The sequence below is a fragment of the Streptomyces sp. MCA2 genome, assembly GCF_023544705.1.
Lineage (GTDB): Bacteria > Actinomycetota > Actinomycetes > Streptomycetales > Streptomycetaceae > Streptomyces > Streptomyces decoyicus.
In genome coordinates, this window is the sequence record NZ_JAMJFM010000015.1 from 132,791 (window position 1) to 153,726 (window position 20,936).

Consider the following 20,936-nt stretch of genomic DNA (forward strand, 5'->3'; position numbering starts at 1 on the left):
GTCAGATCATCGGCAGAGTATGGACCGAGCCCCACTCCCGTACCCCGGCCGAGGCTGCACTCTACCGGCCGGGGAAGGTGAAGGTCAGTGGTCTTCGGAGGTGGCGGGCGCCGCGGTGACGAGTTCGGTGAGCACTCCGTGACAATCCTTGGGGTGCAGGAAGGTGATCCGGGACCCCATCGAACCCGTCCTGGGCTCGTCGTAGAGGACCCGGACGCCCTTGCCGCGGATGGCCTCGGAGTCGCCGTCCACGTCCGCGGTGCCGAAGGCGATGTGGTGGACGCCCTCGCCGTTCTTGGCAAGCCACTTGCCCACCGCGGAGTCCTCGCGGGTGGGCTCCAGGAGCTGCAAATACGAGGCGCCGCCGTCGGACGTCTCATTGATCTTGAGCATGGCTTCCCGGACTCCCTGCTCCTCGTTGACCTCGGAGTGGAACACCTCGAAGCCGTACGTGGCACGGTAGAACTCGACAGTCTTGTCGAGGTCGAAACAGGCGATCCCGATGTGGTCGATTCGCGTCAGCATGGCTCCAGTGCACCGCTCACATGGCTGGTTACGCAACGTGCGCGCGATCACACCTGCTTGCCGGTGACCCGGCGCGTACCGCTCAGTACATTGACGGGAACCCTCGTTAACTTCCCTGCAAAGGAAGGCCGCACCGCATGTCTGCAACGAACGGCACGAACGGCAGCACCTCAGTGATCGTGGCGGGAGCGCGCACCCCGATGGGGCGGCTCCTGGGATCCCTGCGGACCTTCTCCGGCGCCGACCTGGGCGCCGTCGCCATCAAGGCGGCACTGGACCGGGCGGGCATCGGCGGCGACCAGGTGCAGTACGTGATCATGGGCCAGGTGCTCCAGGCCGGGGCAGGGCAGATCCCGGCACGCCAGGCCGCCGTCAAGGCCGGCATCCCCCTGAGCGTCCCCGCGCTGACCGTCAACAAGGTCTGTCTCTCCGGTCTCGACGCCATCGCGCTGGCCGACCAGCTCATCCGCGCGGGTGAGTTCGACGTCGTCGTCGCCGGCGGCCAGGAGTCCATGACCAACGCCCCGCACCTGCTCCCGAAGTCCCGTGAGGGCTTCAAGTACGGCGCCGTCGAGATGCTCGACGCGATGGCGCACGACGGCCTCACGGACGCCTACGAAGGCATCGCCATGGGCGAGTCGACCGAGAAGCACAACACCCGGCTGGGCATCGCCCGACCGGAGCAGGACGAGGTCGCCGCGCGCTCCCACCAGCGGGCCGCCGCCGCCCAGAAGAACGGGCTCTTCGAGGCCGAGATCACCCCCGTGGAGATCCCGCAGCGCAAGGGCGAGCCGGTCGTCTTCAGCAAGGACGAGGGCATCCGCGGCGAGACCACCGCCGAGTCGCTGGGCAAGCTCCGTCCGGCCTTCGCCAAGGACGGCACGATCACCGCCGGCACCTCCTCGCAGATCTCCGACGGTGCCGCCGCCGTGGTCGTCATGAGCAAGGCCAAGGCCGAGGAACTCGGTCTCGAATGGATCGCGGAGATCGGTGCGCACGGCAATGTCGCCGGCCCCGACAACTCGCTCCAGTCCCAGCCGTCCAACGCGATCAACCACGCGCTGGGCAAGGACGGACTGACCGTCGGCGATCTTGACCTGATCGAGATCAACGAGGCGTTCGCGGCCGTGGCGGTGCAGTCAATGAAGGATCTCGGGGTGTCCCCGGAAAAGGTGAATGTCAATGGCGGCGCCATTGCGCTGGGTCACCCGATCGGGATGTCCGGCGCCCGTATCGTGCTGCATCTCGCGCTGGAGCTGCGCCGGCGGGGTGGTGGCGTGGGCGCCGCCGCGCTCTGTGGTGGCGGTGGTCAGGGCGACGCGCTGATCATTCGCGTACCGGGTAAGTAAGCGACACCCGTACGCGGACTCGCGTACGGGCGGGCCGATTCGCGTACGAGCGAACCGAAGGAGCCGAGCGGCGATGGTGGACGTCCCACAGCTGGTGGAGCAGGCACGGCAGGGCCGGCCGAGGGCCGTGGCGCGGCTGATCTCTCTCGTGGAGGGGGCGTCACCGGAGCTGCGCGAGGTGATGGCGGCCCTGGCGCCGCTCACCGGCAACGCCTATGTGGTCGGGCTCACCGGCTCGCCCGGCGTCGGGAAGTCCACCACCACCTCCGCGCTGGTGACGGCGTACCGCAAGACGGGCAAACGGGTCGGCGTGCTCGCCGTCGACCCGTCGTCGCCGTTCTCCGGGGGCGCGCTCCTCGGCGACCGCGTACGGATGAGCGAGCACGCCTCGGATCCCGGCGTCTACATCCGCTCGATGGCCACCCGGGGCCATCTGGGCGGCCTGGCATGGGCCGCGCCGCAGGCGATCCGGGTGCTGGACGCGGCGGGCTGCGACGTGGTCCTCGTCGAGACGGTCGGTGTCGGCCAGTCCGAGGTGGAGATCGCCTCCCAGGCCGATACGAGCGTGGTGCTGCTCGCGCCCGGTATGGGCGACGGCATCCAGGCGGCCAAGGCCGGAATCCTGGAGATCGGCGACGTCTACGTCGTCAACAAGGCGGACCGCGACGGGGCCGACGCCACCGCCCGCGAGCTCAACCACATGCTGGGGCTGGGCGAATCCCGGACGCCCGGTGACTGGCGGCCGCCGATCGTCAAGACGGTGGCGGCACGCGGCGAGGGCGTCGACGAGGTCGTCGAGGCGCTGGAGAAGCACCGGGCCTGGATGGAGGAGCGCGGCGTCCTCGCCGAGCGGCGCCGCTCCCGAGCGGCCCACGAGGTCGAGACGATCGCGGTCACGGCGCTGCGGGAGCGGATCGGTGACCTGCGGGGGGACCGGCGCCTGGACGCGCTGGCCGAGCGCATCGTCTCCGGTGAGACGGATCCGTACCGGGCGGCCGATGAGTTGGTCGACGGGTTGACGAACGGGGACTGAGGGCCGCGGGGCGGCCGATTCTTCCGCTGTGCCGTTCGTTTGGCTGCGGCTGTGTCGTGGCTGGTCGCGCAGTTCCCCGCGCCCCTGGGTGGCGTGGCCGAACCGTCAGTGGATTCCCCTTGTGCCGGTGGGGGCCGGCGGCTTTCGGTGTTCGTGGTTGCCGCGGGGGCCGGAGGGGACGCACCGGGGCCCGTCCTCGGCGCGGGCGCATCTGGTACGTGGGATTGCGTACCCCGGCGTGTGCTCCGGTCCTGCGGGCGGTCCCCGGTACATCCCCTCCGACCTACGCCCGTTCCCGTCTGCGGGCCGGTGGCACTGTCCCGTCACTGATCACACGCGTCGGCGTCGGCCAAGCCTCAGCCGGGGCGGGGCGGCCCGAATGACGACTTGGCCGGGTGGCCAATAACCTGCGGCATGCCCGGGCAGTGCCCTGCCACGTGCTGGTGTGGTTCGTACCTGGCTGTTGTCCAGTGTTCTGCCAAGGGGTGAGGCTCGGGGCCGTAACGGTCATCGGTACGGCGGGTCGGTCGCCAACGTGCGGCGGTCGGAGGGGATGTCCGGTGCACCGCCCGCAGGACCGGAGCGAACGCCGGGGTGCCTTCTGTATGTACCAGATGCGCCCGCGCCGAGGACGGGGTAGCGGGCGTCCCCTCCGGCCCACCACCCGCAGGGGGTGGGCGAGACGGCCTCAGCCACAGGCAACGCGCACCGATCCACGCCGCGAGCCGACCCCGGGTCCGGCCTCAGCCACAGGCGACGCGCACCCGTCCCAGCCGCGAGGCGACCATGGGCCCTCCCTGCGCCCCCGACGCCGCAATGCCACGGCAACGGCCCCCGCCCACAGGGGTGTGGGCGAGGGCCGGATCGGGCGGCGCGTGTCAGTCGTCCGCGCCGTCGTTGTCGTCGTCGTCCGCGTCGTGCTGCGGGGCGACGCTCAGCTTGCCGGACTGGGTGTCGACCAGGAACTTGTGCTCCTTGCCGTCCTTCGTGATCGTCTCGACCTCCCAGGCGGCCTTCGTCCCGTGGTCATCGTCCAGTTCGACGGAGGTCACCTTGCCGTGCGAGGCGGCGGTGCGCGCGGCGGCCGCGGCGTCCGTCTTCGCGTTCTGGGCGGCGGCCTGCTCCCTGGCGTGGTCGTCGTCGTCCTCGTGGTCGACGTGCTGGTTGAGTACCCGTGCGTTGCCGGCGTCGAGGGTGATCTCGTGCCACTTGCCGTCCTTGCCCAGCACGTCCGCGTCCCAGACCAGGCCGGCGCGGTCCGCGTCCAGGTCGAGGCCGGTCACGGTGCCGGGGACGGCCTTGCGGGCGGCGGCCGCGGCGTCCGAGGCGGTCACCTTGGCGGCGTCGGCCTCGCGGAGTTCCTCCTGGCCGTCCGCGTCGTCGTCCTGCATCGGGATGCTGGAACGGCCGTCCTGCACCTGCGCCGTGCCCGAGCCCGCCTGGGGGGCGGCCTGCTGCGCCGAGACCTGCGTGCCGGAGGCGGTGTGGGCGGAGCCGGAGCCGCCGCTGACCGCGGCGGCGGTGACCGTGCCGCCCGCGATGAGGGCGGCCGCGGCGGCGGTGGCGATGACGAGATGGCGCTTCATGTTGTTCTCCCCTTGCGATCGGCTGTGCCCACACACTGGCCGAACGGACCTGAAGGGACGCTGAAGGCACCTGAAGGGGGCTTCAGCTGCGGAATGGCATGGTGGGCGCATGCACCCGCACGTCACCCACCACCGTCCTGCCGCAGGCGCCGAGCGCCGCCCGTTCCGTCTCCTGATCGTGGAGGACGAGAAGCGGCTGGCCCTGTCGCTGGCCAAGGGCCTGATGGCCGAGGGGTACGCGGTCGACGTGGTGCACGACGGGCTGGAGGGGCTGCGCCTGGCGACCGCGGACGGCTATGACCTGATCGTGCTCGACATCATGCTGCCGGGGATGAACGGCTACCGCGTGTGCGCGGCGCTGCGGGCCGCCGGCTATGACGTGCCGGTGCTGATGCTGACCGCCAAGGACGGTGAGTACGACGAGGCCGAGGGGCTGGACACCGGCGCCGACGACTATCTGACCAAGCCGTTCTCGTATGTGGTGCTGGTGGCGCGGGTCAAGGCGCTGCTGCGGCGGCACGGCCGGAGCGCGCAGCCGGTGCTGCGGGTGGGGGCGCTGGTCATCGACCAGGGTGCGCAGCGGGTCGAGCGGGACGGCGGCGAAGTGACGCTGACCGCGAAGGAGTTCGCCGTGCTGGAACAGCTGGCGCTGCGGGCGGGCGAGGTGGTCTCGAAGGGGGAGATCCTGGAGCACGTCTGGGACTTCGCCTACGAGGGCGATGTCAACATCATCGAGGTGTATGTGAGCGCGCTGCGGCGCAAACTCGGCGCGGGGCACATCGTGACGGTGCGCGGCGCGGGATACCGGCTGGTGGCCGGTGAGTAGGGTGCTGGGCTCCGTACGGGCCAGGGCGGCGGCCGGGGCGACCGTGGTGGTGGCCCTGGCGCTGATCGCGGCGGGGACGGCGGTGCTGCTGGTGCTGCGCAGCCATCTTACGGACCAGGTCGGGCTTCAGGCCCAGGTCGCGGCGCGGGAGGTGGCCTCGCAGATCGCGACGGGCACGGCGTACGACAAGCTGGATCTGCCGGACGGTGACGAGCATCCGGTGGTGGTCGCCGATGAGCAGGGGCGGGTGCTGGCGGCCGGTGACGAGGTGCGGGCCGTCGACGGCAAGCCCGTCGGGGGTGCGAAGCCGGGGGCGGGGAGCGCCGGGCTGCCCGGGTCGGGGGACGACGACGATGACGACGATGACGACGGGGTGCAGCTGAAGCCCGGTGAGGTCGATGACGAGGTCGACTACCGGGACGGGACCGCGAATGTCGACGGGACGGTGGCCGACTACCGGTTCGCGGTGCTGGAGGCCAAGGACACCCACGGCGCGCAGGTGACGGTGCGGGCGGGGTCGGCACTGTCGCCGGAGCGGGACGCCGTGGGATCGGTACGGACGGCCATGCTGATCGGGCTGCCGCTGCTGCTCGTGGTGGTGGCGGGGGTGACCTGGCTGGTGACCCGGCGGGCGCTGCGGCCGGTGGAGGGCATCCGCGGGGAGATGGCCGCGATCACGGCGAGTACGGATCTGAGCCGGCGGGTGCCGGTGCCGGCGTCGCAGGACGAGGTCGGCAGGCTGGCGCGGACGACCAACGAGACGCTGGCGGCGCTGGAGTCGTCCGTGGAGCGGCAGCGGCGGTTCGTCGCGGACGCCTCGCACGAGCTGCGCAGCCCGATCGCGAGTCTGCGCACCCAGCTCGAAGTGGGGGTGGCGCATCCGGAGTTGCTGGACGTGCCGGGTGCGGTGGAGGACACCGTGCGGTTGCAGCGGCTGGCGGCGGACCTGCTGTTGCTGGCCCGGCTGGATGCGGGGGAGCGGCCGGCGGATGCCCGGATCGGTCTGGCGGCGATGGTGCGCGAGGAGAGCTCGCAGCGGGTCGCGGACCGGGTCCCGGTGCAGATCGGTGAGCTGGCGGACGGGGAAGTCGCCGGATCCCGCAGTCAGTTGGGGCGGGTGCTGGGGAATCTGCTCGACAACGCGCAGCGGCATGCCGTCTCGTCCGTGCGGGTGGCCGTGGTGCGGGACGGTGAATGGGTGGTGCTGCGGGTCGAGGACGACGGGCCCGGGGTGCCGGAGAGCGAGCGGGAGCGGATCTTCGAGCGGTTCGTACGGCTCGATGACGCGCGGGCGCGGGACGACGGCGGGGCCGGGCTGGGGCTGGCCATCGCACGGGACGTCGCGGAGCGGCACGGCGGCTCGCTGGCCGTGCGTGCGGGGTCGGTGTTCGAGCTGCGGCTGCCGGTGGCCGGTTGATCCCCCGTGGCCCGGGCAGCGGGGCCCCGGCCCGGTCAGGGGGCCGAGGCCGGACGGTCAGAGGCCGCCGCGCTCCTTGCGGAGGTGCTCGGCGACCGGGGAGAGCGAGGTGCGCAGCGCCTGGAGGTCCTCGGTGGTGAACAGGTCGATGAAGTGCTTGCGGACCGAGGCGACATGGTGCGGGGCGACCCGGCGCATGGTGTCCCAGCCCTCGTCCGTGAGCACCGCGTAGAGGCCCCGGCGGTCCGACTCGCAGCTCTCGCGGCGCACCAGACCGGCGTTCTCCATCCGGGTGATCTGGTGGGAGAGGCGGCTCTTGGACTGGAGGGTGCTGGCTGCCAGGTCGCTCATCCGCAGCCGCCGGTCCTCGGCCTCGGAGAGGTTGACCAGGATCTCGTAGTCGTTGTTCGTCAGGCCGAACGGCTGGAGGTCGCGCTCGAGTTGGTGCATCAGCAGTCTGCTGACGTCCAGGTGGGTGCGCCAGGCACACTGCTCCTGGTCGGTCAGCCAGGGGGTGTCGCTGTCGGTCGTCATGGAATGATTCTACCCGTGAAAGTTGAATAATGAATTAATCGTGGGGGCGATGACGGTCCCGGTGGGGGCCGGACGTTGGTCAGACGTTCGAGGTCACCGTCCGCAGACTACCGCTCACAGCCCGAAGCGGCGCTGGAGGCTCCCGAGGTTGCCGGGTAGCTGGGGCAGTTGTGAGCCACTTTGCGGGACGTGTCCGCCCCCGCCCGGAACGCCCGCCTCGGTGGGTACCGCCCCGGTTTCCAGCTCCGGCATCAGCTGCTCCGTCGACTGGAGCAGGACCGTGCCGGCGCCGACGAACTCGAACTGGTGCTCCTCGCCGGACGCGCCGCCGATTCCGGTGTGCGCCCGCAGTCCGCCCAGGAATCCCCGCAGGTACTGATGGTCGTAGTGATGGCACGGGGAGGGGCAGTCGGCCCAGCCGACGAGCGCCTGCGGGTCCACCCGGAGCGGCGGCTCCATGAAGACCACCGGGCCGTTGGACGCGGCCACGAACTTGCCCGTCCCGATGAGGGTGAGGAAGCCCGGGACGATCGACTGTTTCAGCGCGAGAGATGGCTGAAATGCGAGCAGGTTGCCCGCGCGAATCGTGAGGTTGCCCTCGTCCAGGTCGAAGGAGTTCACATCGAAGGCACGGTCCGCGAGCAGCATCTTTCCCCGGCCCTCGGCGACGACCCAGTCCGCGGCGTGCAATGGCGAATGGAAACTTCCGGCGACCAGGCGGTCCAGGCGGCCGTGTCCGATGCCGTGGAAGTCGATCTGCCCGTAGTAGGCGATCATCTTCCCCTTCTGAAGGAACCACTGGCCGTTCAGTTCGACGCTGAAGGCGTACGCGTTGACGTTGTCGTCGGCGGGGAGCGAAGAGACGTCGTGGACGACGGGACCGGTCACAGCTTTTCCTCCGACGCCTGTACGTAGACGGTGCCTTGGCCCGACAGCTCCAGCTGGAAGGCCTCGCCCGAGCCCCGGCCGACCATGTCGCGCCAGCCGAGTGCCGTGGACAGTTTGTTGCGGACGTCGCCGCGGTGGGCGACATAGGCCTGCGGGTCGACATGGACCGGGCGCTGGGGCGTGATCGGCAGCTCGATGACGCCGCCGTGCGCCATCACGGCGGCCGAGCCGACGCCCTTGAGGGTCGTGGTGAACAGGCCCTGGCCGGTGACCTGGCCGCGCACCATGCCCATCACCCCGCCCTGCGAGCCCATGAACATCGTGCCCTGCTGGAGTGCGCCGTCGAAGGCCAGCAGGCGGTCGGCCTCGACATAGAGCGTCTCGCCCGTGAGGTCGACGACCTGGACGTGATGGCCGCCGTGGCCGAACATGACGGTCCCCGTGCCCTCGACGGTCATCAGGGGCGTGGCCTCGCCGGCGATCCGGCGGCCGATCATCGAGCCGACACCGCCCTGGCCGCCCTGGATGTTGGGGGTGAAGCTGACCTCGCCGCGGTAGGCGAGCATCGCGCCGCGCTGACTGAACAGCCGCTGGCCCGGCCCGATCCTGGCCTCCACCATGCGGGAATTGAGGACGGTGAACGGCATCAGACCTCACCTCCCACGGTGTTGCGCTCGCTGGGCTGTACGTAGACCAGGCCCTCGCCCTCGAAACGGATCTGGAAGGCCTCGCCGGAGCCCTCACCGATGAAGGTGCGGAAGTTCACCCCGGACTGGAAGTGCTGCTTGAGGTCGCCGGTGTGGGCGACATAGGCGCCCGGGTCGACCTGGAGGGGGTACTGCTTGGTGACCCGCAGCACCACCGCGGGGCCGTGGGACGTGATCGCCGCCTGGCCGCTGCCCTCGACGGTCGTGGTGAACAGGCCGTTGCCCTGGGAGGCGCCGCGCAGGCCGGTGAAGGTCGTGCCCGTACGCAGCGCGGCGTCCGTGCACAGCAGATTGCTGGCCTCGACGTACAGCTTCTCGCCCTGCAACTGCACCAAGTTGATCTCGCTGGCGCGATCGGCGAAGTAGCAGGTGCCGTGGCCCTTCACCTCCATCACGGCCATCTGCTCACCCGTGAGCCGCCGGGTGACCATGCCGCGCAGGCCCTCACCGCCGCCGGACATCTTCTTGAATGCCATCTGGCCGTCGTACGCGACCATCGCACCGTTTTTCGCCTTGACGGCGTCGCCCGTCATGTCGACGGCGAGCACCTTGCTCCCCTGGAGCCGAAACTGAGCCACGGGTCAGACGGTAGTCGGCCGCGGCCGCGGGGGGCAGGTCCTTTGGCCCTGATATCGCCCTGATCCCGCCCTGATCTCTCGCGGGCGCCTGCCCGGGTCGGCCCCTTACCTCCCCCCGGCGCCGAGATCGCCGAGGCGGCTGTAACAATGGGGCGGAGCTTGTGAACTCTTGCACAAGCCGTGCTCCTCGCCCGCCACCCGAACGAGGTTCCCGTGGACATCAAGACCGCCGCCGCCCTGCACCGACTGCGCCTGGCATCCATCCCGGAGGCGCTCTCCTTCCCGGCGCTGCTGATCTTCGGCACCGGCTTCCGCCTGGCCTTCGACTACGACTCCCTGGTGATGCCGCTCGGCCTGATCCACGGTCTGCTCTTCATCACCTACGTGGTCCTGCTGCTGGACGTGTGGAATCGCACGAAGTGGCCCGTCAAGCGCGTCGCCTTCTTCTTCGTGCTGGCGATCCTGCCGTTCGGCGGCCTCTTCGGGGACAAGATCCTCAAGCGCGAGGAGGAGGCGGGCGTGATCGCGGCGCGCGCCCGCAAGGAAGGCGTCCTGAACACATGATCGTCGCCTTCTCCGTGAGTCCCCTGGGCGTCGGCGAGGACGTCGGCGAGTACGTCGCCGACGCGGTCCGGGTCGTCCGCGAGTCGGGGCTGCCGCACCGCACGGACGCGATGTTCACCTCCATCGAAGGTGAATGGGACGAGGTCATGGACGTCGTCAAGCGCGCGGTCGCGGCCGTCGAGGCGCGCTCCGGGCGGGTCTCCCTGGTGCTCAAGGCCGACATCCGGCCCGGCGTCACGGACGGCCTGACCTCGAAGGTGGAGACCGTGGAGCGCTATCTCGCCGAGGGCGGCACCGGCCGTTCCTGAGCGGGCCCCGGCCCCCCGGGCAAGAAGTCAGGGGACACCTCCGAGCACATCAGGTCACGTCCCCGAGCGAGCCCCGGGCCGCCCCTGAGCGCCCGTCCGGGCCTCACCCGCCCGCCGCCAGGGTGATCCCCAGCGGCGTGCGCTCGTACAGCACCTGATGTCCGTGCCGGCGCGAGGCCAGCAGACCGGCGTCGCGCAGCACGGACAGATGCACCGAGACGGAGGACGGCGCCAGGCCGAGCCGGTGGGCCAGGGCCGTCGTGGTCGACGGCCCGTCGAGGGCGGCCAGTACGGCGGCGCGGTTCGCCCCCAGCAGCCGCGCGAGCGCCGGGCCCGTCTCCGGCTCGGTCCACAGCCCGCCGATGCCGCGCGCCGGATAGATGACGGTCGGCTGCCACGGCGGGTCGAAACCGCTGACCACGTCCGGCCACACGAAGACGCTGGGCAGCAGCAGCACCCCGCGGCCGTCCAGATCCTGCATCCGGGCGACGTCGGTACGGGTGCGGACGGTGAGCGTGTCGCCCGACCACGACACCCGCGGATGCAGATCGGCGAACAGCCGCTGGAGCCCGCCGTCCGCCAACTGGCGCGACCGGTAGGCGATCTCGGCCTCCAGCAGTGCCCGCAGCCGCGGCCAGTCCGGGGCGATCAGCACCCGCCAGGCCCGTTCGGTGACCTCGGCCAGCTCGCGTACGGCCCGCGCCGGGTCCGCCAGGACCGCCCGGCCGCGCGCCGACTGTGCGGCACCCGGCGTACCCGCCAGTGACTTGGCCATCTCGGCGGCGGCCAGGGCCGGGTCGGTGGCGCGCAGCCGCGCCAGCTCGTCGTCGAAGCCGGCCAGCGGGGTGTCCGGCGGACGGCCCAGGAAGTCGGGGGTGTAGCCGGACGACGGCATGAACAGCCACAGCGGCGTCAGGTCCAGGCCGGCCAGCGTCTCGCGCATCCGGCGCAGCCACGGCGTGTGATAGCCGTGCCGGTCCGCGCGGCGCAGGGTGCGTACGGCCTCATGGGTCTCGCACAGCGCCGAGACGGCGAACCGGATACGGAGCAGGTCGTCGGCGCCGAAGTGCAGGGTCACCGGCATGGCCGTGCACGCTCCCCCCGGCCCGGGATTCGGCTGGAGCCGAAAGAATACGGGGCGGGGCCGGGGTCCGGCAGGCTGCGCGCATGCCCTCCCCCTCCGGGCCCGCGCCGTCGGGCCGTCCTCCCGCCTGCCCCGAAGAGGGCGCTGCCGCCGGCGCCGGACCGTCCGCCGGCGAGGTCCGCGCCGACGGCTATCGCGCCGTGTTCGCCGTCCCGGAGTTCCGGTTCGTCTTCGCCGCGCATCTGCTGTCCTCGCTCGGCGTGGTGGTCTGCGAGATCGCGTTGACCGTCCTCGTCTTCAGGATCACCGCGTCGCCGCTGATGAGCGCCCTGACCTTTGCGCTGGGACTGCTGCCGTACGTGCTCGGCGGGACGCTGCTGTCCGCCGTCGCCGACCGCTACCCGGCCCGGCGGGTGCTGGTCGTCTGCGATGTGCTGTGCGCGCTGGCGGCGGCGGGAATGGTGCTGCCGGGCACGCCGGTCGCGGCCCTGCTGGTGCTGCGCTGTGTGATCGCGGCCATCGCGCCGGTCTTCGCCGGGACCCGGGCCGCGACGCTGGGGGAGATCCTCGGCGGGGGAGAGCTGTTCGTGCTGGGGCGCTCGGTGATCCGCATCGTGAACCAGAGCGCACAGCTCGCCGGGTTCGGGGCGGGGGGCCTGCTGCTCGCCCTGGTGTCCCCGGCGGCGGTGCTCGCGCTCACCGCCGGTACGTTCCTCGGCTCGGCCCTGCTGCTGCGGCTGGGGACCCTGGCGCGGCCGGCGCGCGACGGGGCACGGGGCGAGGGGCGCGGTGCCCTGGTGGGGGCCTCGCTGGGCGGGGCGCGGCGGCTGCTGGCCGACCGCCGGGTGCGGGCGCTGCTGTTGCTGTCCTGGCTGCCGCCGGCGTTCGTCGTCGTCCCCGAGGCGCTGCTGATCCCCTACGCCGACGGGCTGGGCGTCGGGCCCGCCGGTATGGGGCTGCTGATGTGCAGCATGCCCGTCGGGGCGGTGGTCGCCGAGAGCCTGGCGGGCTCGTTCCTCGGCCCGCGGGCCCGTACCCGGCTGACGTTCCCCATGGGCGTCTTCGCCGTACTGCCCTCCCTCGGCTTCGCCGCGCAGCCCTCGCTCGGCTGGGCGGTGCTGCTGCTCGTGCTGACCGGCACCGGGATCTCGTACAACTTCGGTGTCGACCGCTGGTTCGTCGCCGCGGTCCCCGACACGCTGCTGGGGCAGGCGATGACGGTGATGCAGGCGGGCCGGATGACGGTCATGGGGTCGGCGATGGGGCTGGCCGGCGCCGCCGCGGAGTACGCACCGCTGCGGGTCGTGATGCCGGCCGCCGGGGTGCTGGGGGCGGTCTGCGTACTCGCGGTGATCCGGGAGGTGCGGCGTACGGCGCAGGGGCGGCCGGGAGGAACGGTCCGGTCGGCCGCCGGAGCGGTGCGGGATCCGTCCGGCCCGGTGCGGGATCCGTCCGGTCCGGTGCGGGACCCGGCAGGCCCGGTTCCCGGTACCGAAACCTGAGACACGGCTGACCACCATATGACCGCCGGGTAGGGTCGGACGCGTGCCGAAGCCGCTCAGCCTTGCTTTCGATCCCATCGCGCGTGCCGACGAACTGTGGCAGCAGCGATGGGGCGCCGTGCCCTCGATGGCCGCCATCACCTCGATCATGCGCGCCCATCAGATCCTGCTGGCCGAGGTGGACGCGGTGGTCAAGCCGTACGGACTGACCTTCGCCCGCTACGAGGCGCTGGTGCTGCTGACCTTCTCCAAGGCCGGTGAACTGCCGATGTCGAAGATCGGTGAGCGGCTGATGGTGCATCCGACCTCGGTGACCAACACCGTCGACCGGCTGGTGAAGTCGGGTCTCGTCGCCAAGCGGCCGAACCCGAACGACGGGCGGGGCACGCTCGCCACCATCACGGAGAAGGGCCGCGAGGTGTGTGACAGCGCGACCCGCGAGCTGATGGCGATGGACTTCGGGCTCGGGGCGTACGACGCCGAGGAGTGCGGGGAGATCTTCGCGATGCTGCGGCCGCTGCGGGTGGCGGCGGAGGACTTCCAGGACGAGTAGCGGGTGGCGGCACCCTGCCCGGCGGGTCCGGCGTCCGAGGGGGGCGGCGAAGATCGCCCCGGAACGGATGGATACGCTCGGGGCATGAAGCGAAGCGTCCTGACCCGCTACCGGGCGATGGCCTACATCACCGCCGTGATGCTGCTGGTGCTCTGCACGTGCATGGTTTTCAAGTACGGCTTCGGGATGGGCAAGGACCTCACCCTCGTCGTCTCGCAGATCCACGGCGTGCTCTACATCATCTACCTGGTCTTCGCCTTCGACCTGGGCTCCAAGGCCAAGTGGAAGTTCGGCAAGCTGCTGTGGGTGCTGGTCTCGGGCACGATCCCCACCGCTGCGTTCTTCGTGGAGCGCCAGGTGGTGCGCGAGGTCGAGCCGCTGATCGCCGATGACGCTCCGGAGCCGGTGAAGGCCTGACGCCCACCGGTCCGCCCCCCGGCGCGGTCCGACGGCACCCCTGCCGGCCTCCTCCGACGCGCCTGTCCCTGCACCGGACGGGGGCGTTTTCGTTGCCCACGGGCCACTACGGGCAGTGACCACGGTGACGCGTATCGCGACTCACATCCCCCTCCCGTCGACAAGTACTAGGACGTCCAAGTAAATTCGAAGGTATGGACGCTGACGCGATCGATGAGGGCCGCCGCCGCTGGCAGGCTCGGTACGACTCCGCCCGGAAGCGGGACGCGGACTTCACCACGCTCTCGGGAGATCCCGTCGAGCCGGCGTACGGGCCCCGGCCCGGGGACTCGGTCGAGGGGTTCGAGCGGATCGGGTGGCCGGGCGAGTACCCCTTCACGCGGGGCCTGTATCCGACCGGCTACCGCGGGCGGACGTGGACGATCCGCCAGTTCGCCGGCTTCGGCAATGCCGAGCAGACCAACGAGCGCTACAAGATGATCCTGAAGGCGGGCGGCGGCGGCCTCTCCGTCGCCTTCGACATGCCCACCCTGATGGGCCGGGACTCCGACGACCCGCGCTCGCTGGGCGAGGTCGGGCACTGCGGTGTCGCCATCGACTCGGCGGCCGACATGGAGGTCCTGTTCCAGGACATTCCGCTGGGCGATGTCACGACGTCCATGACGATCAGCGGGCCCGCCGTCCCGGTCTTCTGCATGTATCTGGTGGCCGCCGAACGGCAGGGCATCGATCCGGGGGTCCTGAACGGCACGCTCCAGACGGACATCTTCAAGGAGTACATCGCGCAGAAGGAGTGGCTCTTCCAGCCCGAGCCGCATCTGCGCCTGATCGGCGACCTGATGGAGCACTGCGCGCGCGGGATCCCCGCGTACAAGCCGCTCTCGGTCTCCGGCTACCACATCCGCGAGGCGGGCGCGACGGCCGCCCAGGAGCTGGCGTACACGCTCGCCGACGGCTTCGGCTACGTGGAGCTGGGCCTCTCCCGCGGGCTGGACGTCGACACCTTCGCCCCCGGCCTGTCCTTCTTCTTCGACGCGCATCTGGACTTCTTCGAGGAGATCGCCAAGTTCCGGGCCGCGCGCCGGATCTGGGCCCGCTGGATGCGGGACGTCTACGGCGCGACGAGCGACAAGGCGCAGTGGCTGCGCTTCCATACCCAGACCGCGGGTGTCTCGCTGACCGCCCAGCAGCCGTACAACAACGTCGTACGGACCGCCGTCGAGGCCCTGGCAGCCGTGCTCGGCGGCACGAACTCGCTGCACACCAACGCGCTGGACGAGACCCTCGCCCTGCCCAGTGAGCAGGCCGCGGAGATCGCGCTGCGCACCCAGCAGGTGCTGATGGAGGAGACCGGTGTCGCCAACGTCGCCGACCCGCTGGGCGGTTCGTGGTTCATCGAGTCGCTGACCGACCGGATCGAGGCGGACGCCGAGAAGATCTTCGACCAGATCAAGGAGCGCGGCAGGCGGGCGGTCCCCAACGGCGAGCACCCGATCGGCCCGATGACGTCCGGCATCCTGCGCGGCATCGAGGACGGCTGGTTCACCGGCGAGATCGCCGAATCCGCCTTCCAGTACCAGCAGGCGCTGGAGAAGGGCGACAAGAAGGTCGTCGGCGTCAACTGCCACCACGGCTCGGTCACCGGCGACCTGGAGATCCTGCGGGTCAGCCACGAGGTCGAGCGCGAGCAGGTGCGGGCGCTCGCGCAGCGCAAGGAGGCCCGTGACGACGCCCGGGTCCAGGCCTCGCTGAAGGCGATGCTGGAAGCCGCCCGGGACGGCGGCAACATGATCGAGCCGATGCTGGAGGCCGTACGGGCCGAGGCGACACTCGGCGAGATCTGCGGAGTGCTGCGGGACGAGTGGGGGGTCTACACGGAGCCGGCGGGGTTCTGAGGCCGGCCGTCCGGCCACCCTCGGACGATTGACGGCAGTCCACGGCAGTCCACGGCAGCCCGGGGCAGGCAGGCATGGTCCTGCCTGCCCCGGCGTTTCTGCGGACCACGAGGGTCGCGAAGGCGCGTAGGGCGGCCCGTCCGTGCTGTTCAGCCTGCGGTGGGCAGGACGAACCCGAGGACGGGGCTGATGACGATCATGCCGAAGAGGGCCGCTGCCGCCGACGCGAGCACGATGGTGCGCGTGCGCGTCCCCGCGGTGGCGCGCCAGGTCTCCCGCATCTGACGCATGGTGCCGCCGGTCTCGCCGAAGCCCGTCAGCCAGCCGAAGAGCAGGAATGGGAGTGCCAGGAGCACCGAGAAGGCGATCACGAAATTCTTCGTGACTTCCCCACGGCTGGCGATGGTGTACGTCGAAGCCAGGAAGCTGAGAAGAGTGCTGCCGTCGTGTGCCTGGACCGGGAGCCGGATTCCCGCACGGTAGTCGGTGTCGACGCTGTTCATGGACGCCTGGCCGTCGGTGGCCTTTCCGTCGTCCGAGCGGAAAGTCCCGTCGCAGTCGAAGTCGTAGGAGCGCGAGCTGGACCGTGAGCTGGAGCTGTGGTGCGGATAGCAGTCCTGGACGGTGAAGGTTCCGTGACTGCCCGTGAGACCCGCCGCGGTTACCCCTTTCGTGGCAAACATGCCACTGGCCGACAGAACGGCAACAAGCAGGACCGCAAAGGCACACTTGCCGCCGAATGATCTCTTGCCGGACATGCCTGGAGACTTGGGCATGGCACTTGTTCCCTTTCATGGTGATTGGCGGGGCGCAAAGGCCACGGCCGGGGGCGCGTCACGTCATCGGGCGCCGGTTCCGGGTGCGAGAAATCCTTGAGGATTCTCTCGCCACGACTGCCGCGGGTGTCGGATACCGTACGCCATTGGATTTATCCGGTCCTTATCAATGCAGTTCAGGGGCGAATCATGGCAGGCTCCGGGTACGACGTGGACCCGGCCGTCCTCACAACTCAGGGCGGTGTTTTCCACGACATCGGCTCCGATTTCGGCGCGGCCGCCAAGAAGTTGCAGGCCGCTCTCAAAGAGGCCGAAGAGTGGGGCAGTGACGAATTCGTCAAGATTTTCAATGATTTCTACAAGCCGGTGAGTGAGGGCATCGCTGAGTCGATGCCGCACCTCGGCGCGGAAATCTCCAAGATCGGCAGCAAGCTCGGGGCAATGGGCGCGCATTACGACACCACCGAGCAGGAGCAGCACGATCACCTTGCCCGGTACGCGGCACACCGCCCCGACATCGCGCCCTGACGCCCTGACAGGCGGCGGACACCTGCCCCGCGCCCGCCCCGCCTCCCACCCACCCACCCACCCAAGTTCCTGCGGTACCCGGGGAGTGACACACCGTGGCCGCCATCATGCTGCCGAAAGAGGTCGACTGGGTCCTCGATCTGCTGGGCTTCCAATGGCCCGACGTCGACGAGGACAAGATGCGGGACGCGGCCGAGGCCTGGAGCGACTTCGCCGCCGCCGTCCGCCGTTCCCAGCAGCAGGGCGGCACCGCCGCGAACGCCGTGCGTGGCGCCAACTCCGGTGAGGCGGTGGAGGCCTTCGGCAACACCTGGAGGAAGGTCGGCGACGGCTACCTCGATGACGCCGCCGAGGCCGCCGAGGTGCTCGCCATGGTGCTCCAGGTGGTGGCCACGATCGTCATGATCATGAAGATCGCGGTGATCGTGCAGCTGATCGCGCTGGCCGTCGAGTTCGCGATGGCCCAGGCCGCCGCGCCGGTCACGCTGGGCGCCTCCGAGGCCGGGGCGGCCGCGGCCACGGCGACGACCCGGGTGGTCGTCCGCAGGATCCTGACCGAGGCGAAGACGAAAATCTTCCAGGCCGTCAAGGAGGCGCTGGAGAAGAAGGTGGTCAAGGGCGCCCGGGAGATCCTGGTGGACCTGGCCAAGGACCTCGGCAAGGACGCGGCCAAGGGGATCGGGCAGAACATCGCCTCGCAGGGAATCAAGGGCTACTTCGGGGCACAGGACGAGTTCTCGGTCGGGGACGCGGTCAAGGCGGGGGCGAAGCCCCTCGTGGACCTCGACGACGTGCACGGCCTTTCGGACTGGGACAAGGTCCGCTTCGGCGACAAGCTCAAGGACGTCGGCAAGGCGGGAACGGGCGCGTACCGCGTGGCCCAGGGCGTCGGTCAGGTCGCGCACGGCGATTTCGCCGCGGGTGGCAAGCAGATGTGGGAGGGGCAGCAGGAGGCCGCCGAAGGCGTCAGGGGCGTCTACGACATCCGCCACAAGGACCCGGAGCCGGCGGCCGGGGGCCAGGACGCGAGTGACGGCGGCACCTCCGAGGGCGGTACGTCCGAGGGCGGCACCTCCGACGCCGGCTCTGCCTCCTCGTCCGAGGGTGGCTCCGGCGGTTCCTCGTCCTCCGGCGGCAGCTCCGACGGATCGGCTTCGTCGGCCACGCCGCCGAGCGGCGCCCGGTCCCGGATGGCGGACGGCATTCCCGACACCGAGGCCCCGGAAGACGGCCAGGGCGAGGCCGCTCGTGTCCGCAATGCCTTCGGCTGACAGCCCGGCTCCGGTTGAGAGGAACCACTCCATGAACAGCAGTAACGGCTTCACCGCTCCTGGCGACCGCGATTACCCGGTCGAGGACAAGGACCTGACCCAGGAGCAGAACGAGCACCTCACCCGCTCCCTGCGGGCCGTCCGCAGCAGCGCGTCCGCCCCGCCCGCCCTCCAGGACCTCGCCCGCAAGGTGCTGGGCGGGCGGTTCGAACTCAAGGATGCGCTCGACGACCCGTCCGGGTTCCGCGCGCTCACCGACGGGCTCTCCGGGATGCGGGAGAGCTGGCGGTCGATGTCGCCGCAGGACCGGCAGGCGGTCCGTACGGAGGTCGAGGAGAAGGCGGCGGAGAAAGAGGCCGAGGGCGGCCGTTGAGCGGTCCTGGGCCGGGTCCGCAAAGTCCGTCCAACGCCCGGAGGGTGGGGCTCGCCCGCTCTCCCCGGACGGGACTTCGCGGACGCGCCCTACGCCGCCGCGACCGGCACCCGCAACCGGAACAGTGCCCCGCCCCCCGGCGCCCGTTCGGCGGTGAGTTCGGCGCCGTGGGCGCGGGCGATCTGGCGGGCCATGGCCAGGCCCAGGCCGGAGCCGGGCAGGGCGCGGGCCGTCTTGGCGCGGTAGAAGCGGTCGAAGACATGGGGGAGGTCGTCCGCCGCGATGCCGGGGCCGTGGTCGCGGACCGTCAGGTCCAACTCGCCTGAGGTGTAGGTGAGTTCGGCTTCAACGGGGCCGCCGGGCGGGGAGAACTTCGCGGCGTTGTCGAGGAGGTTGGACAGCAGCCGGGACAGGCGGGGCGGCACGCCGGGGATGGTGAGGCCGGCCGCGGAGGGGGCGATGGCGATGCTGAAGGTGATCTCCGGCCAGTGTTCGCGGGCCGCGCCCACCGCGTGCTCCAGGAGGGCGGCCGGGCGCACCTGCTCCACCAGGGGCTGCGGCTCCTCGTCGCGGGCCAGTTCGATCAGGTCGTTGACGAGGGTGGTGACCGCACGCAGCTGACGGCCCAGCGCGGCCGAGGCGCGGTCGCGCTGGGCGTCGGTCAGACGGTCGGCGCGGGCCAGGAGTTCGGCGTTGGTGCGCAGTGCCGTCAGCGGGGTGCGCAGTTCGTGGGAGGCGTCGGCGACCAGGCGGCGCTGCGCGGTGACGGACTGTTCCAGCTCGCCGAGCATGGTGTTGAAGCTGGTGGCGAGGCGGGTGATCTCGTCCTCCCGGGCGGTGGGGCCGGCGGGGAGTTCGATGCGGTGGCCGGCGTCGCGGGTGGCGGCGATGCGTTCCGCGGTGGCGGTGAGCCGGGCGACCGGGGCCAGGCCCGTACGGGACACCCAGTAGCCGAGGGCGGCGGCCAGCAGGACGCCGGCGGCGCCGGCCGCGGACAGCGTCCAGGCGGCCTGTTCTACGCTCCGGTCGACGGTGTCGGAGCGCTGGGCGACCTGCACCGCCTCGTCCTTGGTCCCCAGGCGCATGGTGACCATCCGGACCGGCTGCCCGGCCACCGTCAGCTTGGTGTAGAACGGCGTGTGCCGCCCCTCGGCGACCTTCCGGGTGGCGTCGGTGACGGGCAGGACGTACGGCTCGCGCGGGTCCTTGGCGGGGTCGGACGGCACGATCTGGATACAGGGCGAGGCCGGGTACTGGCAGAGGGTGTCACTGGGCGTCGGGCCCCAGTCGTGGCGCTGATGGATGGCCTGCGTGGCCGTCTGGTTCAGGTTCAGTTCCAGCTGACGGGTCATCTGGTATTTGATGATGGCGAAGGCGGCGGCGCAGATGCCGAGCGCCATCACCGCCACCGCGGCGGAGGCGGCCAGCGCCAGCCGGGTGCGGAGCGGGCGGCGGCGCCGCCAGCGGGCCCCGAGGCCGCGGGTGCCGGTCATGCGCCGTCCGCGTGGTCCAGGCGGTAGCCCACACCGTGCACGGTGTGGACGAGGCGGGGCTCGCCGCCCGCCTCCAGTTTGCGGCGCAGATAACCGATGTACACGGCCAGGGAGTTGGAGTCCGGGCCGAAGTCGCGGCCCCAGACGCGCTCCAGGATGACTTCGCGCGGCAGCACCTGTCCGGGGTGCTGGAGCAGCAGTTCCAGCAGCGCCCATTCGGTGCGGCTGAACTCCAGGGGCCGGCCCGCCCGGTGGCCGCTGCGGGTCAGGGGGTCGACTACCAGATCGCCGAAGGAGAGCCGGCTGTCGTCGACGGCGCCGGTCGAGGCCCGGCGCAGCAGGGCCCGGACGCGGGCCACCAGCTCGTCCAGGGCGAACGGTTTGACGAGGTAGTCGTCGGCGCCGGCGTCGAGCCCGTCGACCCGTTCGCTGACCGAGTCCAGCGCGGTCAGGACGAGGATCGGGGTGCGGTCGTCCAGCGCGCGCAGCCGGCGGCAGACGGCCAGACCGTCCAGGACGGGCATCATCACGTCGAGGACGAGGGCGTCCGGCTGCCAGCCGGCGACCTCCGAGAGGGCGGCCAGGCCGTCGGCGGCGCCGCGTACCGTATAGCCCTCCACGGCGAGGCCGTCCTCCACGGCGGCGCGCACCTCCGGTTCGTCGTCGACGACGAGGATCTTGGGGGCTGGGGTGTTCCCGGGCGTGGGCGGCATGGACATAGGCTGCCAA

Annotated in this window: 23 protein-coding genes; 13 read left to right on the plus strand and 10 right to left on the minus strand. The window is 71.0% G+C overall.

From position 1 onward, the window contains the following. Nucleotides 1-84: 84 nt before the first annotated feature. On the minus strand, nt 85-525 hold the full coding sequence (mce, locus tag M8I34_RS15230) for a methylmalonyl-CoA epimerase (RefSeq protein ID WP_030080125.1): 441 nt from the start codon (nt 523-525) through the stop codon (nt 85-87). 173 nt (nt 526-698) lie between these two features. On the opposite strand from mce, the gene M8I34_RS15235 reads away from it, so the two are divergent. Together M8I34_RS15235 and meaB are read left to right on the plus strand one after the other, a co-directional pair. Beyond that, nucleotides 699-1,874: an acetyl-CoA C-acetyltransferase gene (locus M8I34_RS15235; RefSeq protein ID WP_250050038.1), complete on the plus strand. Its 1,176-nt coding sequence runs from the start codon at nt 699-701 to the stop codon at nt 1,872-1,874. Nucleotides 1,875-1,947: 73 nt separating this feature from the next. Beyond that, the gene (gene meaB / locus M8I34_RS15240; protein ID WP_030981966.1) at nt 1,948-2,907 is read left to right on the plus strand and encodes a methylmalonyl Co-A mutase-associated GTPase MeaB; all 960 of its coding nucleotides are present in this window, start codon (nt 1,948-1,950) and stop codon (nt 2,905-2,907) included. Nucleotides 2,908-3,785: 878 nt separating this feature from the next. On the opposite strand, the gene M8I34_RS15245 is transcribed toward meaB, so the two are convergent. Next, nucleotides 3,786-4,493: a PepSY domain-containing protein gene (locus tag M8I34_RS15245; protein WP_250050007.1), complete on the minus strand. Its 708-nt coding sequence runs from the start codon at nt 4,491-4,493 to the stop codon at nt 3,786-3,788. A gap of 109 nt (nt 4,494-4,602) precedes the next feature. Between M8I34_RS15245 and M8I34_RS15250 the strand changes: the two genes are divergently transcribed. Together M8I34_RS15250 and M8I34_RS15255 are read left to right on the plus strand one after the other, a co-directional pair. Next, nucleotides 4,603-5,319: a response regulator transcription factor gene (locus tag M8I34_RS15250; protein ID WP_250050008.1), complete on the plus strand. Its 717-nt coding sequence runs from the start codon at nt 4,603-4,605 to the stop codon at nt 5,317-5,319. Further along, the gene (locus tag M8I34_RS15255) at nt 5,312-6,736 is read left to right on the plus strand and encodes a HAMP domain-containing sensor histidine kinase (protein ID WP_250050009.1); all 1,425 of its coding nucleotides are present in this window, start codon (nt 5,312-5,314) and stop codon (nt 6,734-6,736) included. The genes M8I34_RS15250 and M8I34_RS15255 overlap by 8 nt, the downstream gene beginning before the upstream one ends. A 57-nt stretch (nt 6,737-6,793) precedes the next feature. Here M8I34_RS15255 and M8I34_RS15260 read toward each other — a convergent pair whose 3' ends face one another. The 4 genes from M8I34_RS15260 to M8I34_RS15275 all read right to left on the minus strand — a co-directional run bounded on the left by M8I34_RS15260 (nt 6,794) and on the right by M8I34_RS15275 (nt 9,443). Next, nucleotides 6,794-7,270 carry a MarR family winged helix-turn-helix transcriptional regulator gene (locus M8I34_RS15260; RefSeq protein ID WP_250050010.1) on the minus strand — a complete coding sequence of 159 codons (477 nt, stop codon included), beginning with the start codon at nt 7,268-7,270 and terminating at the stop codon, nt 6,794-6,796. Nucleotides 7,271-7,384: 114 nt separating this feature from the next. Continuing rightward, nucleotides 7,385-8,158 (minus strand): AIM24 family protein, encoded by a 774-nt coding sequence (locus M8I34_RS15265; RefSeq protein ID WP_030981975.1) that lies wholly within the window; start codon nt 8,156-8,158, stop codon nt 7,385-7,387. Then, the gene (locus M8I34_RS15270) at nt 8,155-8,805 is read right to left on the minus strand and encodes an AIM24 family protein (RefSeq protein WP_030981978.1); all 651 of its coding nucleotides are present in this window, start codon (nt 8,803-8,805) and stop codon (nt 8,155-8,157) included. Before M8I34_RS15270 ends, M8I34_RS15265 begins: the two co-directional genes overlap by 4 nt. Continuing rightward, nucleotides 8,805-9,443, minus strand: coding sequence for an AIM24 family protein (locus tag M8I34_RS15275; protein WP_037838644.1), 639 nt, complete (start codon nt 9,441-9,443; stop codon nt 8,805-8,807). Before M8I34_RS15275 ends, M8I34_RS15270 begins: the two co-directional genes overlap by 1 nt. A gap of 213 nt (nt 9,444-9,656) precedes the next feature. Between M8I34_RS15275 and M8I34_RS15280 the strand changes: the two genes are divergently transcribed. Then, nucleotides 9,657-10,007: a DUF3817 domain-containing protein gene (locus M8I34_RS15280; RefSeq protein ID WP_244418664.1), complete on the plus strand. Its 351-nt coding sequence runs from the start codon at nt 9,657-9,659 to the stop codon at nt 10,005-10,007. Continuing rightward, complete coding sequence (locus M8I34_RS15285; protein ID WP_250050011.1) at nt 10,004-10,315, plus strand: MTH1187 family thiamine-binding protein; 312 nt, start codon at nt 10,004-10,006, stop codon at nt 10,313-10,315. Before M8I34_RS15280 ends, M8I34_RS15285 begins: the two co-directional genes overlap by 4 nt. A gap of 103 nt (nt 10,316-10,418) precedes the next feature. Here the strand turns inward: M8I34_RS15285 and M8I34_RS15290 are convergent, their stop codons facing one another. Next, complete coding sequence (locus tag M8I34_RS15290; protein ID WP_250050012.1) at nt 10,419-11,399, minus strand: DUF5937 family protein; 981 nt, start codon at nt 11,397-11,399, stop codon at nt 10,419-10,421. 83 nt (nt 11,400-11,482) lie between these two features. On the opposite strand from M8I34_RS15290, the gene M8I34_RS15295 reads away from it, so the two are divergent. The 4 genes from M8I34_RS15295 (at nt 11,483) to M8I34_RS15310 (ending at nt 15,766) form a co-directional block, all read left to right on the plus strand. Continuing rightward, complete coding sequence (locus M8I34_RS15295; protein ID WP_250050013.1) at nt 11,483-12,901, plus strand: MFS transporter; 1,419 nt, start codon at nt 11,483-11,485, stop codon at nt 12,899-12,901. Nucleotides 12,902-12,944: 43 nt separating this feature from the next. After that, complete coding sequence (locus M8I34_RS15300) at nt 12,945-13,454, plus strand: MarR family winged helix-turn-helix transcriptional regulator (RefSeq protein WP_250050014.1); 510 nt, start codon at nt 12,945-12,947, stop codon at nt 13,452-13,454. Nucleotides 13,455-13,538: 84 nt separating this feature from the next. Then, nucleotides 13,539-13,871 (plus strand): DUF3817 domain-containing protein, encoded by a 333-nt coding sequence (locus M8I34_RS15305; protein ID WP_244418659.1) that lies wholly within the window; start codon nt 13,539-13,541, stop codon nt 13,869-13,871. Between the two features lie 194 nt (nt 13,872-14,065). Beyond that, on the plus strand, nt 14,066-15,766 hold the full coding sequence (locus M8I34_RS15310) for a methylmalonyl-CoA mutase (RefSeq protein ID WP_030981996.1): 1,701 nt from the start codon (nt 14,066-14,068) through the stop codon (nt 15,764-15,766). A 149-nt stretch (nt 15,767-15,915) separates the two neighbouring features. On the opposite strand, the gene M8I34_RS15315 is transcribed toward M8I34_RS15310, so the two are convergent. Further along, entirely contained in the window at nt 15,916-16,449 is a 534-nt protein-coding gene (locus M8I34_RS15315) for a hypothetical protein (RefSeq protein WP_250050015.1), read from the minus strand. A gap of 282 nt (nt 16,450-16,731) precedes the next feature. Between M8I34_RS15315 and M8I34_RS15320 the strand changes: the two genes are divergently transcribed. The 3 genes from M8I34_RS15320 to M8I34_RS15330 all read left to right on the plus strand — a co-directional run bounded on the left by M8I34_RS15320 (nt 16,732) and on the right by M8I34_RS15330 (nt 18,714). Further along, entirely contained in the window at nt 16,732-17,070 is a 339-nt protein-coding gene (locus M8I34_RS15320; RefSeq protein ID WP_250050016.1) for a hypothetical protein, read from the plus strand. A gap of 95 nt (nt 17,071-17,165) precedes the next feature. Beyond that, nucleotides 17,166-18,341 (plus strand): hypothetical protein, encoded by a 1,176-nt coding sequence (locus M8I34_RS15325; protein ID WP_250050017.1) that lies wholly within the window; start codon nt 17,166-17,168, stop codon nt 18,339-18,341. A gap of 31 nt (nt 18,342-18,372) precedes the next feature. After that, nucleotides 18,373-18,714 carry a hypothetical protein gene (locus tag M8I34_RS15330; RefSeq protein ID WP_250050018.1) on the plus strand — a complete coding sequence of 114 codons (342 nt, stop codon included), beginning with the start codon at nt 18,373-18,375 and terminating at the stop codon, nt 18,712-18,714. 89 nt (nt 18,715-18,803) lie between these two features. Here M8I34_RS15330 and M8I34_RS15335 read toward each other — a convergent pair whose 3' ends face one another. Together M8I34_RS15335 and M8I34_RS15340 are read right to left on the minus strand one after the other, a co-directional pair. Beyond that, nucleotides 18,804-20,207 carry a HAMP domain-containing sensor histidine kinase gene (locus tag M8I34_RS15335; protein WP_250050019.1) on the minus strand — a complete coding sequence of 468 codons (1,404 nt, stop codon included), beginning with the start codon at nt 20,205-20,207 and terminating at the stop codon, nt 18,804-18,806. Continuing rightward, the gene (locus tag M8I34_RS15340) at nt 20,204-20,926 is read right to left on the minus strand and encodes a response regulator transcription factor (RefSeq protein WP_250050020.1); all 723 of its coding nucleotides are present in this window, start codon (nt 20,924-20,926) and stop codon (nt 20,204-20,206) included. Before M8I34_RS15340 ends, M8I34_RS15335 begins: the two co-directional genes overlap by 4 nt. Nucleotides 20,927-20,936: the final 10 nt, after the last annotated feature.

Excerpts from the sequence above, each read along its gene's own strand:
- M8I34_RS15315 (WP_250050015.1), bottom strand. The coding sequence starts at position 16,449 with ATGTTTGCCACGAAAGGGGTAACCGCGGCGGGTCTCACGGGCAGTCAC.
- M8I34_RS15295 (WP_250050013.1), top strand. The coding sequence starts at position 11,483 with ATGCCCTCCCCCTCCGGGCCCGCGCCGTCGGGCCGTCCTCCCGCCTGC.
- M8I34_RS15245 (WP_250050007.1), bottom strand. The coding sequence starts at position 4,493 with ATGAAGCGCCATCTCGTCATCGCCACCGCCGCCGCGGCCGCCCTCATC.
- meaB (WP_030981966.1), top strand. The coding sequence starts at position 1,948 with ATGGTGGACGTCCCACAGCTGGTGGAGCAGGCACGGCAGGGCCGGCCG.
- M8I34_RS15340 (WP_250050020.1), bottom strand. The coding sequence starts at position 20,926 with ATGTCCATGCCGCCCACGCCCGGGAACACCCCAGCCCCCAAGATCCTC.
- mce (WP_030080125.1), bottom strand. The coding sequence starts at position 525 with ATGCTGACGCGAATCGACCACATCGGGATCGCCTGTTTCGACCTCGAC.
- M8I34_RS15320 (WP_250050016.1), top strand. The coding sequence starts at position 16,732 with ATGGCAGGCTCCGGGTACGACGTGGACCCGGCCGTCCTCACAACTCAG.
- M8I34_RS15310 (WP_030981996.1), top strand. The coding sequence starts at position 14,066 with ATGGACGCTGACGCGATCGATGAGGGCCGCCGCCGCTGGCAGGCTCGG.
- M8I34_RS15335 (WP_250050019.1), bottom strand. The coding sequence starts at position 20,207 with ATGACCGGCACCCGCGGCCTCGGGGCCCGCTGGCGGCGCCGCCGCCCG.
- M8I34_RS15250 (WP_250050008.1), top strand. The coding sequence starts at position 4,603 with ATGCACCCGCACGTCACCCACCACCGTCCTGCCGCAGGCGCCGAGCGC.
- M8I34_RS15290 (WP_250050012.1), bottom strand. The coding sequence starts at position 11,399 with ATGCCGGTGACCCTGCACTTCGGCGCCGACGACCTGCTCCGTATCCGG.
- M8I34_RS15285 (WP_250050011.1), top strand. The coding sequence starts at position 10,004 with ATGATCGTCGCCTTCTCCGTGAGTCCCCTGGGCGTCGGCGAGGACGTC.
- M8I34_RS15305 (WP_244418659.1), top strand. The coding sequence starts at position 13,539 with ATGAAGCGAAGCGTCCTGACCCGCTACCGGGCGATGGCCTACATCACC.
- M8I34_RS15330 (WP_250050018.1), top strand. The coding sequence starts at position 18,373 with ATGAACAGCAGTAACGGCTTCACCGCTCCTGGCGACCGCGATTACCCG.
- M8I34_RS15260 (WP_250050010.1), bottom strand. The coding sequence starts at position 7,270 with ATGACGACCGACAGCGACACCCCCTGGCTGACCGACCAGGAGCAGTGT.
- M8I34_RS15270 (WP_030981978.1), bottom strand. The coding sequence starts at position 8,805 with ATGCCGTTCACCGTCCTCAATTCCCGCATGGTGGAGGCCAGGATCGGG.